Origin of the sequence: Kitasatospora sp. NPDC059146, from assembly GCF_042786665.1 — a bacterium.
Taxonomy (GTDB): Bacteria; Actinomycetota; Actinomycetes; order Streptomycetales; family Streptomycetaceae; genus Kitasatospora.
Map to the genome: position 1 here is coordinate 45,397 of NZ_JBHZCY010000014.1, position 14,497 is coordinate 59,893.

Below are 14,497 nucleotides of genomic sequence, written 5' to 3' on the forward strand. Positions count from 1 at the left end.
CGGCGCCGGACCGCGGCTGGGCCCGTCCTAGCGGGAGTGCGAGGCCAGGCTGAGCAGCAGGTGCGCTGACTCCGGGTGCTGGAAGTCGGAGTGGGCGCCGGACGGGTGGAGGCGACGGGCGGCGAGGCTGCCGCGGTAGCGGTGGCCGGCGTCGATGTTGACGATCGGGTGGTCGAGGTCGGTGTGCGGGTACGGGGAGTCGGTGGGCCGCAGCCGGGTGGTGAACTGGGGGACGGGGGCGGCGCCGGTGCCGGAGTGGCCGATGCCCGGGTGTCCCTCGGCGCGCAGGTGCCAGAAGCCGGTGGCGCGGTCCCAGCGGGAGTGGGTGAGCACCAGTGGGCCGCGCAGCGGGGCGCCGGCCCGGCCGGGGCCGAGGAACAGCCGGGGGAAGAGCCGGGTGAAGGCGTCCCGGGGCGCGGCCATCTGGAAGACCAGGGCGCTGTCGACGGTGAACGGGCGGCCCGGGTCGCCGGGCCGGGCGGTCCAGCTGAGCACCGGGGGCCCGGCCGGGCGGTCGGCCGCGTACTGGACGGCCTCGCAGAGGAAGCGGCCGCCGAAGGAGTGCCCGAGGAGGTGGAGGTACTGGCCGTGGCGGTTGGCCAGCACCCGCGGGGCGTCCGGTCGGCCCCGGCCGGTGTCGAGGTAGCCGAGCAGGTGGCCGAGGATGCGCCCGGCCTGGCCCCGGGCGCTCATCGCGTGCGCCCGCTCGCGGATCCGCCGGTAGCCGTGCAGGGTCGGCAGGCTGGAGGAGGGCCAGCGCACCACCACGCACCAGGGGCGGAAGCCGGCGGCCAGCCCGGGGTAGCCGGCGGGTGCGGCGCGGTGCAGGGCGGCCGCCCGCTCGACCAGGGCGGCGGCCGAGCGGTCGGCGGCGGCCGGGCTGGTCTGCCAGCCGTGCACGTAGACGTACAGGTCGGTCGCCCACTCGGGGATCCGCAGGTGGCGGGCCAGGTGGTCGGCGACCCGGGCCTCGGGGACGGGGGTGGTGGTGCCGGGGACGAGCAGTCGGCCGTGCTCGTCCAGGTCGACGGTCGCGGGCCGTACGGTGGCCGTCGAGGCCGGGTGCAGGGGGGCGGTCACGGGTTGAGCTCCAGGATGCTGTCGATGCCGCAGTGCAGGGAGTAGGCGAGCGCCAGCGGGTTGCGGTACTCGCGGGCGAACCACCGCACCAGCTGCTGGGTGATCTCGCCGGCCGTGAACTCGCCGGTCAGGTAGTGGTCGAGGAAGGCGAAGGCGTACTCGGCGGCGAACTCCTGCGGGATCTGGAGCTGCGGCCCGAGCACGCCGTCCGCGCCGAGGTCGACCAACGCCCGCCCCAGGTGGTCGAGTTCGGCGGCCGCGGACTGCCCGGTGTGGCAGGCGTTCAGCAGCACGAACGGCCGGAACACGGCGTCCGGCCGGTCGAGGTGGCGGCGGCGGTGGCGGCGCACCAGGTCGGCGTCGATGTGCCGGTCGTCGGAGAGCCGCACGGCGAGCTGCTCGTACGGGGAGTCGTTGGCGACGAACTGGCCGTGGCACCAGAAGTACATGACGTCCTCGTCCAGCACGGCCGCGGACAGCGCCTCCAACAGCCGGTCCGACTCGGTGCGCACGGTCAGCTGGGAGCGGTCCTCCAACAGCTTGCGGACCTCGGGCGCCCGGCCGATCCCGGTGAGCTGGTCGTCGGTGTTGAGACTGGTGACGGGTTTGGTGCGGGGGGAGGAGGGCGGCTGGATCGGCGGGTAGGCGGCGCCGGTCTGCTCGACCTGGTGGCGGTGGCCGAGGAAGTCGGCCCAGTCGTCCGGCTGGTGGCCCTCGACGGCGAGCATCGGCCAGGGGAGGTGGAGGTCCGAGTCGAAGCTGATCCGCAGTGAGCCGTGCTCGGTGAGGGTGCGGTTCAGGTAGTCGCGGAACTGGACCAGGCTGCGGTCGCCGCCCTCGAACATCTTCTCCAGGAAGTACCGCCCCTCCTCGGCGAGTTCGGCGACCGTGCGTTCGGCGGCCTCGGCGAGCGGGGTGAAGTCGACGGCGGTGGCGAAGGGGTAGGGGTGGTACGGGTCCGGGTTGTAGCCGATCAGCCGGTCGCGCCAGACGGAGCGCAGCCGGGCGGCCTTGGCGAGGAGGGTCGGCGCGGAGACGGCCAGCCGGGCCCGGTGGATCCGGCTCCCGGGGGTGCGCTCGCCGGGGCGGAAGGCGCTGATGTGGAGCTCGTCGCCGTGCCGGCGGAGCGAGACGATCAGGTCCAGCGGGGCCGGGCCCTTGAGCGGGAGGCCGTCGGCGGGGCCGAGCTGCCGGGGCAGCCGGGTGTAGTCGGCCGAGGGGTTCTGGCGGACGGCGACTTGGAGGTCCCGGGGCACGTCGATCTACTCCTGCTCCTGGTCTTCGGGTTCGGCCGGGACGGCGGCCCCGGCCTCGGCGGGGCTCTCGGCGGGGACGTCCAGGACGGCGGAGAGGTCCTGGAGGACGGCGCCGTGGCCCCGGTCGAAGACGGTGATCCGGACGGTGTGCGGGCCGGCCACGGCCGGGGTGAGGGCGAAGCGGGCGGGCGCACCGGCGGGGACGTGGTCGGTGACGGGCGGGTCGAGCACGGCCTCGGGGGACACTGCGGCGACCAGGCGCAGCTCGGGGAGGGCGGCGGGCACGGAGCCGTCGGCGGGTTCGAGGTGGAACTCCAGGTGGGTGGTGACGCCCACGGCGGGGTCCTCGACGAGGGTGAGCCGGGGCCGCCAGGCGGGCCGGGGCGCGGGTGGGTCGACGGCGCGGTGCACCGAGCCGCGGCTACGGCGGGGGAGCAGTTGCGGCGCACCCCGGCCGAGCCCGGCCTGGGCGGGCGCGCCGGGAACGGGTGCGCCGGGGACGGGCGCGCCGGCGACCGCGCCGAGGGGCACCCGCTCGGCGCGGTCGAGCCCGGTCAGTGTGGCACGGGCCTCGGCCGCCAGCGGGTGGCCGGGGTCCATCAGGGCCTCGCGCCCGACGCAGACCGCCGCCAGCAGCTCCCGGGCGGTGTCGCGGCGCCCGTCCGCGGCGAGGGCCGCCGCCAGGCCGACGGCGAGGCTGGGCGTGACCGGCACCGGCCCGGTGCGCAGGGCGCCGAGGCTGACGGCCACGTCGTCGGCGCTCGCGTGCCCGGCCAGGAGGGCGGCGGTCGGCGCGGCGCCCCCGGCCGGGAGCCGGTCGGCGACGATCCGCTCGTACACCCGGACCGCCCCGTCGGCGTCCCCGGCGCGCAGCCGGGCGTGGGCGAGGCCCTGGCGGACCTCCAGGGTGAGCGGGCTGCGCGGGCCCCGGCTCTCGGCGCACGCCTCCGCCAGCTCCTCCAGCCGGACGACGCCCCGCAGTGGGCGCGGGCCGTCGGCGAGCAGGAGCGCCTCGGTCAGACGGGCCGGCACGGTCGCGTCGTCCGGGTCGCCGAGGGCGGCGGTCGCGGTGGCGACCAGGTCGCCGGCCAGCCGGAGTGCGGTTTCGCGCTGCCCGTCCAGGTGGTGGGCGAAGGCGAGGACGCAGCCGGCGTGGACCAGCTCGGGCAGGCCGGGGCCGGTGAGCCGGGTCCACTCGTCCGCCAGTGGGGCGAGTTCGGCCACGGCCGCGGCGCTCTCCCCGGCCAGCAGCAGGGTTCTGGCGAGGTCGCGTCGGAGCTCGCGGACGAGGGAGTGCCCGGGCCCGTGCGCGGCGAGCGCGTGGGCGAGCGCGTCGCGGTAGGCGGCGGTGGCCTCGGGGTGGCGGCCGGCCGCGGCGAGGTTGCGCGCGAGGCTGTCCCGGACGTCGAGCACGTCGGGGTGGTCGGTTCCCAGGATCCGGTCGCAATCGGCGAGCAGGGCCCGGTAGAGCGCGTCGGCGCGGTCGTGCTGCCAGCCGTGCCGCAGGGCGTGGCCCAGGCGGTGGCGGGCGGTGAGCGTGTCGGGGTGGTCCGGGCCGTCGACGCGTTCGTGGTCGGCGAGGAGCGCCCGGACCTCGGCGATCTCCTGGCGGTGGCGTCCGGCGAGGCGGTGGGTGTAGGCGAGTTCGTCCCGCTCCTCCAGGGTGTCCGGGTGGTCCCGGTCCTGGAGACGGCGCCGGGCGGCGACCAGGTCGGTGAGGAGCGCGGTGGCCCGGTCGAGTTCGCCGGTCTTGGCGAGTTCCTGGGCGAGCAGGGATCGGACGGCGAGGGTGTCGGGGTGCTCCGGCCCGAGGACGCGGTCGTGGTCGGCGGCCAGTTGCTCCCGGTCGGTGGCGGCCCGTCGGCGCAGTCCGGCGTACGCGAGGTCGGCGGCGAGGATGCTCCGGGCGGTCAGCACGGCCGGGTGGTCGGGGCCGTGGATCCGGATCCGGTCGAGCAGCAGGGCCTCGCTGAGCCGGATGCTGAGCAGGTGGTCGCCGGCGGTCCGGTGGGCCCAGGCGAGGAGGAGCCGGGCGTCGAGGGTCTCCGGGTGGTCCGGGCCGTCGAGCCGTAGGCGGTCGGCGAGCAGCTGCTCGCACAGCTGCCGGGCCCGGTCGAGGTCGCCGTCCGAGCGGCGCGAGGCCGCCTCCCACCAGCGGGCGTTCAGGGTGTCCGGGTGGTCGGCGCCGAGCACCCGGGCGCGGTCGGCGACCAGGGCGGCGAACAGGTCGCCCGCCCTGCGGTGGTGGCCGGCCTCGCTCTGGGCGAGGGCCTGCCACCAGCGGGCGTCGAGGGTGTCCCGGTAGTCCGGGCCCAGGATCCGGGTGCGGTCGGCGACCAGGGCCGCGAACGACTCCGCGGCGCGGCGGTGGTCGCCGGCCCGGGAGTACGAGCGGGCCAGCTCCCGGCGCAGCTCCAGGGTGTGCGGGTGGTCCGGGCCGTGGACCCGGGTGAGGTCCGCCACCAGCGAGGTGAACTCGGCGATGGCGCTGGGGTGTTCGTCGGATCCCCGCCAGGCCGAGGCCCGCTCGCGCCGGCACCGGACGGTGGTGGGGTGGTCCGGGCCCAGGACCCGGACGAGGTCGGCGGCGAGCGTCTCGAACAGCCGGGCCGCCCGTGGGTGGTCGCCGGCCTCGTGGCAGCTGAGGGCCTGCCCGATGCGGATGTTGAGGGTGTCCGGGTGCTCGGGCCCGAGCACCCGGTCGCAGTCGGCGACCAGCGCCTCGAACAGCGGTACGGCGCTTTGCGGGTCGTTGGCGGTCTGGCAGGCGGACGCGCGGGTGTAACGGGCCAGCAGCGTGTCGGGGTGGTCGGCGCCCTGGACGCGGGTGCGGTGCTCGACCAGGGCGGCGAACAGCCGGTCGGCCCGGCGGTGGGAGCCCGCGTTCTGGTGCGCGGTCGCCAGCCAGTGGCGGGCGGTCAGGGCCTCCGGGTGGTCGGCGCCCTGGAGCCTGGTCCGGTCCCGCACCAGGGACTCGGCCAGCTCGACCGCCCGGCGGTGGTCCCTGGTGTTCAGGTGGAGCGCGAGGCAGCTGACCCGGGCGTCGATGCTGTCCGGGTGCTCCGGCCCGAGGATCCGGACGTGGTCGGCCACCAGGGCCTCGTACACCTCCAGGGCGCGGCGGTGGTCGCCCAGGGACTGGTGGCTGTGGCCCAGCCAGAAGCGGGTGTTCAGGACGTCGGAGTGGTCCGGGCCCTGGATGCGGACGCGGTCGGCCAGCAGCGCCTCGTACTGGGCCAGGGCCTCGCGGTGCCGGCCGAGGTTGCGGTGGGTGGTGGCCAGCCAGAAGCGGGTGTTGAGCACGGCGGGGTGGTCGGGGCCCTGGAGCCTGGTCCGGTCGGCCAGCAGCAGCCGGAACAGGGTCAGCGCCCTGCGGTAGTCGCAGGCGTTGGAGCGGATCGAGGCCTGCCACCACCGGGTGGTGAGCACGTCCGGATGGTCGGGGCCGACGGTCCGTTGCCGGTCGGCGACCAGGCGGTCGCACTCCTCGGCCGCCCGTCGGCGCTGTCCGGCCTCGTCGAGGGAGCGGGCCAGCCGCAGCCGGGCGTCGAAGGTCTCGAAGTGCTCCGCGCCGTGCACCCGTTGCCGGTCGGCGACGAGCCGCTCGCGCAGGGCGAGCGCCGCGCGCGGGTGGCCGGCGGCGTTCAGCGCCCGGGCGAGGCCCGAGCGCTCGTCCAGGGTGTCGGGGTGGTCGGGGCCCTGGATCCTGACCCGGTCGGCCACCAGGCGTTCCAGCTCCTCGACCTCCAGCTCGGGCCGGCCGGCGACCCGCAGCGCGTAGCCGAGGAAGCTGCGCTCCTCCAGGGTGTCCGGGTGGTTCTCGCCCTGGACGCGGGCTCGGTGGCGGACCAGCGCCCGGTGCTGCTCGACCGAGCGGTCGGGCGTGCCCGCCTCCCGGTGGGCGCGGGCGAGGCCGCTGCGCGCGTTCAGGGTGTGCGGGTGGTCCGGGCCGAGCACCCGGGTGTACGCGGGCACCAGGTCCTCGAAGTCGGCCACGGCGACGGCGGCGAGGCCGGACTTGCGGTGCACCGAGGCCAGGCGCTTGCGCGCGAACAGCGTCTGGGGGTGCTCCCGGCCCTGCACCCGGGCGCGGTCCGCGACGAGCGCCTCGTAGCCGGCCGCCGCCGCGAGGTGGTCGCCCGCGTCGGAGTGGGCGGCGGCGAGCCAGCCGCGGCTGTTCAGGGTGTCGGGGTGGTCGGGGCCGAGCAGCCGGGTGCGGTCGGCGACCACCTGCTCGTACCCGGCGATGGCCAGGTCGTAGTGTCCGGCCGCGAGCCGGGCGAAGGCGAGGCCGCTGCGCCGGGTCGACACGATCCGGTGGCCCGGTCCCCGCATCCGCGTCGCGTCCGCCACCAGCTGTTCGTACTCGGCGATCGACTCCCGGTGCCGTCCCGCCATCTGGAGGGCGTACGCGAGGCTCGCCCGGCTGTGCATGGTGTGGGCGTGGTCCGCCCCCAGCACCCGCGCCCGCTCGGCGACGACGGCGCGGAACTCCGCGACGGAGAGTTCGTGCTGACCGGCCCGGCGGTGGCTCTCGGCGAGGCTGTGCCGGTCGGTGAGGGTGGCCGGGTGGTCCGCGCCCTGGAGGCGGGTGCGCCGGGCGACCACGTCCAGGCAGAGTGCGACGGCCCGGGCCGGGTCGCCGGTCTTGGCCTGGAGCCGGCCGAGCCGCCCCTGGGTGGTGAGGGTGTCCGGGTGGTCCGCGCCGAGCATCCGCCGCTGCCCGTCCGCCACCGCCTCGACCAGCCGTACGGCGTACACCCGCTGGGCCCGGTCGGTGAGTTCGGCCGCCGCCAGCTGGTACAGGGCGACGGTGCCGGCCGTCGGCCGGTCGGCCGGGCCGCTGTCGGCCAGTTCCCGGACGTGCGGCAGCAGGGCGCGGCGCAGGCCGGGGCCGCCCGTGGGCCAGAGCCGGGCGGCGGCCGCCGCGAGGTGGTGCTCGGCGCGCTGCCGGAAGGTGCGGTCGCCGTCGGCCCCGCGCAGTACGGCCTGGAGCAGCCGGTGGACGGCGACGGTCTCGCCGAGGGTGATCAGGTGGTAGTCGGCGAGCAGCCGCAGCGCCCGGTCGACCTCCTCGGGCCGGCGGGAGCCGTACGGGGTGAGCACCTCGCGCGGCAGCGCCTCGGGGGCGTACCAGGCGAGGGTGCGCAGCAGCTCGACGGCGAACGGCGCGGTGTGCTGGACGGTGCGCAGCGTGGTCCGCCAGAGCCGGGCCACGGTGGACTCGGCGCCCGGCCCCACCGGGCCGGTGGCGCGCAGGAGTTCGCGGTAGGCGGCGAAGGTGGTGCCGGTCTGCTGGACGTAGGCGCCGGCCTGGGCGAGGGCGATCGGCAGGTGGCCGAGTTCGTCGGCCAGCGCCCGGGCCTCGTCCTGCTCGGCGGCGTCCAGGGTGTCGCCGGTGTAGGCCGTGGCGCACAGCAGCCGGGCGGCCTCGGGGGCGTCGAGGACGTCGACGCGCACCGGCCGGATCCCGGGGTGCCAGCCGCTCGCGCGCCGGCTGGTGACCAACTGGTGGCCGCGGCCGAGGAGTCGGCCGACGTACGGGGTCAGGTGGGCCGGGTCCTCGGCGTTGTCGTAGACGAGCAGCCAGCGGTCGTGGGCGCGCAGCCAGGCGATGGCCCACTCGACCTGCTGGCCGGGCGGGGCGGTGAGCGCCCAGGAGGGGTGGAGGTGGACGGCGAGCCCGGCGAAGGCCTCGGCGAGCTGGCCCTCGGACTCGGCGGTGATCCACCAGATCAGCCGGTAGTCCCCGGCCCGGGCGTAGGCGTGGTGCAGGGCCAGGCTGGTCTTCCCGACGCCGCCGAGGCCGTGCAGGGTGGTGGCCTGGGTGACCAGTCCGCCGCCGTCCGCGTGCCCGAGGGCGTCGGCGACGGCGCGCAACTCGCCCTCCCGGCCGATGAGTCGGCCGGCGGCCCGGGGCGGGAGGTTGGGGGTCGCGGTGGTGGCCCGGACGGTCAGCGCGGCCCGGGCGGCCTCGGGCGGGAGGACGGCGACGTGCGGGTCGCCGCCGCCGGCGAACGGTGAGCCGGGGCGGCGGCGCTGCTCGTAGGGCTCCGGGCCGGGCATGCCGTGCTCGGGACGCCCGTGTGCCGTCATGGACATCAACACTGCGCCGCCCTCGCCCCCGTGCCCTGCTGCTCTGCCCGCCTACCGTAGTGCAGGCCGGACGCGCTGTCAGCGGAACCTGGGCGGGCGGTCCGTCAGTCGGCGAGCCCCAGCGGGTCCGGGGCGGCGGCGAGCAGCTCGGGGCCGTTGTTGCGGACGCTGTTGACGACGGGTGGGACGGCTCGCACCCGCAGCGCGCCGTCGGCGGGGCGGCGCATCAGGTGGTGGAGTTCGGCCGGGTCGGTGCGGTCGGGGGAGAGCCAGGCGGGGACGTCGTCGGGGGCGACGGTGAGCGGCATCCGGTCGTGCACCCGCCCGGCCGAGTCGGTGGCGTCGGTGGTGACGACCGTGGCGGTGGCGAGCCAGGCGAGCGGGTCGTCCTCGGCGCGGGCGGGGTCGCGCCAGAACTCGTACAGGCCGGCCATCAGCATGGTGGCGCCGGTGCTGAGGAAGTACGGCTGCTTGTACTTCTTGCGGTCGGCGGTGGCGGGCACCTCGCGCCACTCGTAGTAGCCGTCGGCGGGGATGACGCAGCGGCGGGCCCGGAAGGCCTTGCGGAAGGCGGGCTTGCTGTCGACGGTCTCCGAGCGGGCGTTGATCATCCGGGCGCCGCCGGACGGGTCCTTGGACCAGGACGGCACGAGGCCCCAGCGCAGCGGGCGGAGCTGGCGCAGCAGCTCACCGGTCTCCCGGTCGACGCGTTCCAGGACGGCCGGGACGGCGTCGGTGGGGGCGACGTTCCAGCTCGGCGCGAGGGTTTCGGCCGGGTCCCACCGGAGCTCTCCGAGCAGTGAGACGAGGTCCTGGGGCGTGGTGGTGGAGACGAAGCGGCCGCACATGCCCCCAGCCTGCCACCCGGCACGGACAACCGGGCGCTCGGCACACGACGGTGGTCGGCCAGGGGGCTCGGTCGGGGGCCGGGCAGGGGCCCGGTGAGGGGTCGGTCGGCGCGCCGGTCAGCGCGCCGGACGGCCGTCGGGGCCGTGCCCCGGGGTGTGGCCGAAGGTGCGGCGGTGGACGTCGATGAACGCGCTGGCGGAGGACCAGCCGCAGCGGTGGGCGACGGCGGTGACCGGCTGCCCCTCGGCGAGCAGCACCAGGGCGTGGTGCAGCCGTAGTTGGGTGCGCCACTGGGGGAAGGTCATGCCGAGGTCGGCGCGGAACAGCCGGGACAGCGTCCGGTCGCTGGCGCCGACGGCCCGGCCGAGTTCGGCGAGGGTGCGGTGGTCGGCGGGGTCGGCGTGCAGCAGCGCGCACAGGGCCCGGAGCAGCGGCGCGGAGGGGGTGGGCAGGTGCAGCGGCTGCTGGGGGGAGGCGCGCAGCTGGTCGAGCAGGACGGCGCGCAGCCGGGAGCGTTCGGGGCCGTCCTGGGCCGGGGCGCGGGTGTAGGCGACGATCAGTTCGCGCAGCAGCGGGCCGACGGCGAGGACGGTGGGCCGGTCGAGGCCGAGCGGGTTCTCGGTGGCGGGCAGGCCGACGAGGTGGAGTTCGAGTTCGCCGTGCGCCTGGTGGGCGTGCACGGAGCCGGCCGGGATCCAGAGCGCGCGGGTGCTCGGGGCGACCCAGGATCCGGCGTCGGTGGTGATGGCGACCACGCCGCGGGCGGCGTAGGCGATCTGGTGGTCGTCGTGGCGGTGGGCGTCGATCCCGGTGCCGGGGGCGAGCAGCTCGGCCCGGGTGGGGGCGACGGGATCGTGGCGGATTTTCGGCATCACCTGGCAGATTATCGGAAGTCCGACAGGAGGTTCCGGTTCCAGCATGTCCGGGTGAGCACTCCAACGAATCCACCGACGCCAACGACGCCAACGACAGCAACGACACCGACGAAGCGGGCGGCCGGACCGACGGGAGGGCTGTCGGGGCGGACCTCGATCACCCTGCTGTCCGTCGGGCACTCCTGCGTGGACGTCTACCAGGGTGCGGTGGCGGCCCTGGTCCCCTTCCTGGTCGCCGAGCGCGGCTACGGCTACGCCGCCGTCTCCGGCGTGGTGCTGGCCGCCTCGCTGCTCTCCTCGGTGGCCCAGCCGCTGTTCGGGGCACTGACCGACCGGTGGCCGCTGCCCTGGCTGCTGCCGGTCAGCACCCTGGTCGGCGGCGCGGGCATCGCGCTCTGCGGACTGGACGACGCGTACGGGCCGACGCTCGCCTGGGTGGCACTCTCCGGCGTCGGGGTGGCCGCGTACCACCCGGAGTCGGCCCGGGTGGCGCGGGCGGTGGCCCGGGGGTCCGGGCACCGGGGGATGGCCTGGTTCTCGCTGGGCGGCAACCTGGGCTTCGCGGCGGCCCCGCTGCTGGTCGCCGGCGTGGTCGGCCTCGGCGGGCTGCGGCTGAGCCCGCTGCTCCTGCTGCCGGCCCTGGCGGGGGCGCTGCTGTGCCTGCCGGTGCTGCGGGAGCTGGCCCGGCAGCGGGCCGCTGGGGCGGGCCCGGTGGAGCGGACCGGCCGCGACGACCGGGCCGCCTTCGTCCGGCTGTCGCTGGCCGTGGTCTGCCGCTCGATCGCTTTCACCGGGCTGAGCACCTTCCTGTCGCTGTACGTCACCCAGCGCCTCGGCGGCGGTTCGGCGGCGGGCACGGCGGCGCTGGTGGTGCTGTACGCGGGCGGCGCGGTGGGCTCGGTGCTGGGCGGGGCACTGGCCGAGCGGTGGGGGCGGGTCGCCGTGTCGCGCTGGTCGTACCTGGTGGCGGCGGTGGCGGTCGCCGGGGTGCTGGTGGTACCCGGCCCCGCGCTGTACGGGTGCGTGGCGCTGACCTCGGCGGGCCTGTACGTGCCGTTCTCGCTCCAGGTCACGCTGGGGCAGGACTACCTGCCCTCGCGGATCGGCACGGCGAGCGGGATCACCCTCGGGCTGACGGTGAGCATCGGCGGGCTGGCCAGCCCGCTGATCGGCGGCCTCGCGGACGCGACCTCGCTGCGGACGGCGCTGGTGCCGCTGGTGGCGATGCCGCTGCTGAGCTGGGCGCTGTTCCGCACCCTGCCGGAGCCCGTCCTGCCGGAGCCCACCGGGCCGGAGGACGGTTCCTGACGGTCGTGCCCTGACGGTCGCGTCCCGGCGGGCGGTGGCCGGGCCGGGCCCGTATCCACGCAGCTGTCGTTCACAGTCACAACGTTCGTAGATGATACGTTCGTAATGGACACGATAGTTCAGCGACGGAAGGGACGACCGACATGAAGGTGCTCGCCCTCGGCGGAGCCGGTGCGATGGGCCGCGTCGCCGCCCGGGTCACTGCTCGGCTCCCCGGCGTCCGGGAACTGGTGATCGCCGACCGCGCCCCGGACGCCGCCCGCCTCACCGCCGCCGGGCTCGCCGACCACGCCTCGGGCGCGGGCGTGACCGTCCGGGCCCGGCGGGTCGACGTCACCGACCGGGCCGAACTGGACACCGCCCTCGACGGGGCGGACGCGGTGCTCAACACCGTCGGGCCGTACTACCGCTTCGGACTCGACGTGCTGCGCGCCGCGATCCGCACCGGGACGGACTACCTCGACATCTGCGACGACTGGGAACCCACCGTCGCCATGCTGGAGTTGGACCAGGAGGCGCGCTCCGCCGGAGTCCGCGCGGTGATCGGCATGGGCGCCAGCCCCGGCGTCAGCAACCTGCTCGCCGTCCGGGCCGCCGCCCTCCTCGACACCCTCACCGACCTCCATACCGCCTGGCCCGTCGACGTCGGCCCCGATTCCGTCACCGGCCCCGATTCGGGCGACACCCCGCTGCTGAGCCGCGACGGCGCCCCGGCGGCCGCCGCCGTGCACTGGATGCAGCAGGTCAGCGGCACCGTCGCCGTCGTACGCGGCGGGCGGCTCACCCGGCGGCCACCGCTCGAACAGGTCGCGCTCGACCTGCCCGGCGGCCACCGGGGTACCGCGTACACCGTCGGACACCCGGAGCCGGTCACCCTGCACCGCACCCTCCGGCCGGGCGGCGACGCGGCCAGCCTGATGGTGGTCAGGGCGGGCACCGCCGCCTACCTGGACGTGCTGCGCCGCGACCTCGACGCGGGGCGGCTCAGCAACGAGACCGCCGCCCTCGCCCTGGACCGGCCCTCGCTGCGCCGCATGCTGCGGGCGGGCGCCCGGACGGTCCGCTTCGGCTCCCCGGGCAGCCTGCCCGGTTTCTTCGCCGCCGCGACCGGGACGGTGGACGGCCGCCGGGCGAGCGCCCTGGCCCGGTTGACCGGCGCGGACGCGCTGCTGGCCGACATGGCCGAGGGCACCGGCGTCCCGGCCGCGCTCGGGCTGGCCCAGCTGCTGGACGGCACGGTGCGCACACCGGGCGTCCACCCGCCGGAGACGGCCGTCGACGCGGAGCGGTTCTTCGCGGACCTGGCGCGGTACCGGCCCGGGGTGGGCGTGGTGGTGCAGCTGGGCGCCTGCGCCTGACGACGAGGTCCCCCGCCCCGGGGGGGTGGGCAGGGGACCCCGGGCCGGCGGATCGGCGGGCCCTGGCAGGCCCCGGTGGGCGCGGCCGCACCCGCCGGGGCAGGGGCTCAGCCGCCGAGCGCGGCGAGCGTGTCGTCGAGGGTCGGCGTGCCCGGGCGGGGGCGGTTGTACGGGAGCCTGCCCAGCGCCGTCCCCAGCGCGCAGCTGTCGGTCAGCGCGGAGAGGACCAGCCCGCCGCCGACCGCGGCGGAGATCCAGCGGGCGCCCGGCCGGGCACGGTCGGCCAGCAGGCCGAGCAGCACGATCGAGCCGGCCACCAAACGGACCTGACGGTCCATCGCCCACACCGGGCGGGCGCCGGCCACCCGGTCGACGGGGCGGCCCGCGTCCGTCCAGGCGTTGGTGCCGCCGGTCACGACGAGAGCGGTGATCCCGGCTTCGTCGAGCCGCGCGCAGGCGTTCAGGGCCCGCTGCCCGGCCGCGCAGACGACGGCGAGCTGGGACCGTGCGGCCGCGCTGCGCAGGGCCGGCAGCGCGTGGTCGAGCCGGTCGAGCGGGATGTTCAGGGCGCCCGGGATGTGTCCGGCGGCGTACTCGCCGGGGGAGCGGACGTCGATGAGGGTGAGCCGGCCGAGGCGCGGCTCCAACTGGTCGACGGTGAGCGGGGTGTTCATGGGGAAGCGGTGTCCTCTCGGGACGGAGGGGCGGGGGGACCGGCACGCCCGGGGGAGGCGGCCGGGGCGGGAGGGCCGGTCACGTCAGCGTGGTGACCAGCATCAGGGCGGCGACGCCGAGCAGGGCGATCGCGAAGGCCCGCTGGAGGGCGCGTCCGCTGAGCTTGTCGGCGAGCCGCTTGCCGTCCCAGGCGCCGAGGATCGCGGCGCCGGTGAAGGGCGCGGCGACGGCCCAGTCGATCGAGCCGGCGGCGCCGAGGCGGGGCAGCAGGGCGGCGAGGGAGTTGGCGGTGATCACCAGCAGGCTGGTGCCGACCGCCTCGGCCATGGTGAAGGCGAGCACCGAGACCAGCGCGGGGACGGCGAGGAAGCCGCCGCCGACGCCGAGCAGTCCGGTGACGGCGCCGAGGCCGGCGCCCGCCGCGGTCGAGCGGCCCGGCCCGGCGGCGGAACGTTCCTGCCGGTCGGTCCTGGCCGGCAGCAGCATCCGCCAGGCGGCCAGTGCGGCCAGCACCGCGAAGGCGCCGGTCAGCAGCGCGCCCGGCAGACGGGCCGAGAGCGCCCCGCCCGCCGCGGCGGCGGGCAGCCCGGCGGCGGCGAACAGCGCACCGGTGCGCCAGCGCACCCGTCCGGCCCGGGCGTGGGCGAGCAGGCCGGTCAGCGAGGTCGCGGCGACGATCACCAGGCTCGCCGTGGTGGCCAGCGCGGGGGAGAAGCCGAGCAGGTAGACCAGGGCGGGCACGGCCAGCATGCTGCCGCCGCCACCGAGGCCGCCGAGGGCCAGCCCGACCACCGCGCCGGCGGCCAGCGCCAGCAGGAGCGTGGTCATATCACGTGCCCCGTAGTGCCGTTGGGCTCGGCGGTCGGCAGGCCGGCCCGGGCGGGCGCGGACCGCGCGGGGGCGCTCGGCCCGGGGGTGGGCAGGCCGGGGGCGGACGGGCCGGCGGTGGGCGGGCCAGGGGTGGGCGGCAGCTGGGGCACGGGCTTCTCCAGTGGTGCGG

10 protein-coding genes are annotated in these 14,497 nt (G+C 77.0%); 2 read left to right on the top strand and 8 right to left on the bottom strand.

The window, feature by feature from the left end:
• Positions 1–27 precede the first annotated feature (27 nt).
• From ACFXPX_RS08920 to ACFXPX_RS08940, 5 genes are all read right to left on the bottom strand, one after another.
• Positions 28–1,080: a hypothetical protein gene (locus tag ACFXPX_RS08920; protein ID WP_380522201.1), complete on the bottom strand. Its 1,053-nt coding sequence runs from the start codon at positions 1,078–1,080 to the stop codon at positions 28–30.
• Complete coding sequence (locus ACFXPX_RS08925; RefSeq protein WP_380640287.1) at positions 1,077–2,336, bottom strand: CHAT domain-containing protein; 1,260 nt, start codon at positions 2,334–2,336, stop codon at positions 1,077–1,079. The genes ACFXPX_RS08920 and ACFXPX_RS08925 overlap by 4 nt, the downstream gene beginning before the upstream one ends.
• 6 nt (positions 2,337–2,342) lie before the next feature.
• Positions 2,343–8,432 (bottom strand): tetratricopeptide repeat protein, encoded by a 6,090-nt coding sequence (locus tag ACFXPX_RS08930; protein WP_380640290.1) that lies wholly within the window; start codon positions 8,430–8,432, stop codon positions 2,343–2,345.
• A 104-nt stretch (positions 8,433–8,536) separates the two neighbouring features.
• Positions 8,537–9,280 (bottom strand): SOS response-associated peptidase, encoded by a 744-nt coding sequence (locus tag ACFXPX_RS08935; protein ID WP_380588871.1) that lies wholly within the window; start codon positions 9,278–9,280, stop codon positions 8,537–8,539.
• A 117-nt stretch (positions 9,281–9,397) separates the two neighbouring features.
• Positions 9,398–10,153, bottom strand: coding sequence for an AraC family transcriptional regulator (locus ACFXPX_RS08940; RefSeq protein ID WP_380640353.1), 756 nt, complete (start codon positions 10,151–10,153; stop codon positions 9,398–9,400).
• Positions 10,154–10,294: 141 nt separating this feature from the next.
• Here ACFXPX_RS08940 and ACFXPX_RS08945 point away from each other — a divergent pair, with 141 nt between their 5' ends.
• Positions 10,295–11,464 carry an MFS transporter gene (locus ACFXPX_RS08945; protein ID WP_380640354.1) on the top strand — a complete coding sequence of 390 codons (1,170 nt, stop codon included), beginning with the start codon at positions 10,295–10,297 and terminating at the stop codon, positions 11,462–11,464.
• Positions 11,465–11,607: 143 nt separating this feature from the next.
• Complete coding sequence (locus ACFXPX_RS08950) at positions 11,608–12,822, top strand: saccharopine dehydrogenase family protein (RefSeq protein ID WP_380640292.1); 1,215 nt, start codon at positions 11,608–11,610, stop codon at positions 12,820–12,822.
• A 107-nt stretch (positions 12,823–12,929) separates the two neighbouring features.
• Here ACFXPX_RS08950 and ACFXPX_RS08955 read toward each other — a convergent pair whose 3' ends face one another.
• The 3 genes from ACFXPX_RS08955 to ACFXPX_RS08965 all read right to left on the bottom strand — a co-directional run bounded on the left by ACFXPX_RS08955 (position 12,930) and on the right by ACFXPX_RS08965 (position 14,477).
• Positions 12,930–13,496, bottom strand: coding sequence for a rhodanese-like domain-containing protein (locus tag ACFXPX_RS08955; RefSeq protein WP_380640295.1), 567 nt, complete (start codon positions 13,494–13,496; stop codon positions 12,930–12,932).
• A gap of 79 nt (positions 13,497–13,575) precedes the next feature.
• The gene (locus ACFXPX_RS08960) at positions 13,576–14,325 is read right to left on the bottom strand and encodes a sulfite exporter TauE/SafE family protein (protein ID WP_380522189.1); all 750 of its coding nucleotides are present in this window, start codon (positions 14,323–14,325) and stop codon (positions 13,576–13,578) included.
• On the bottom strand, positions 14,322–14,477 hold the full coding sequence (locus ACFXPX_RS08965) for a hypothetical protein (RefSeq protein ID WP_380640298.1): 156 nt from the start codon (positions 14,475–14,477) through the stop codon (positions 14,322–14,324). The genes ACFXPX_RS08960 and ACFXPX_RS08965 overlap by 4 nt, the downstream gene beginning before the upstream one ends.
• Positions 14,478–14,497 lie beyond the last annotated feature (20 nt).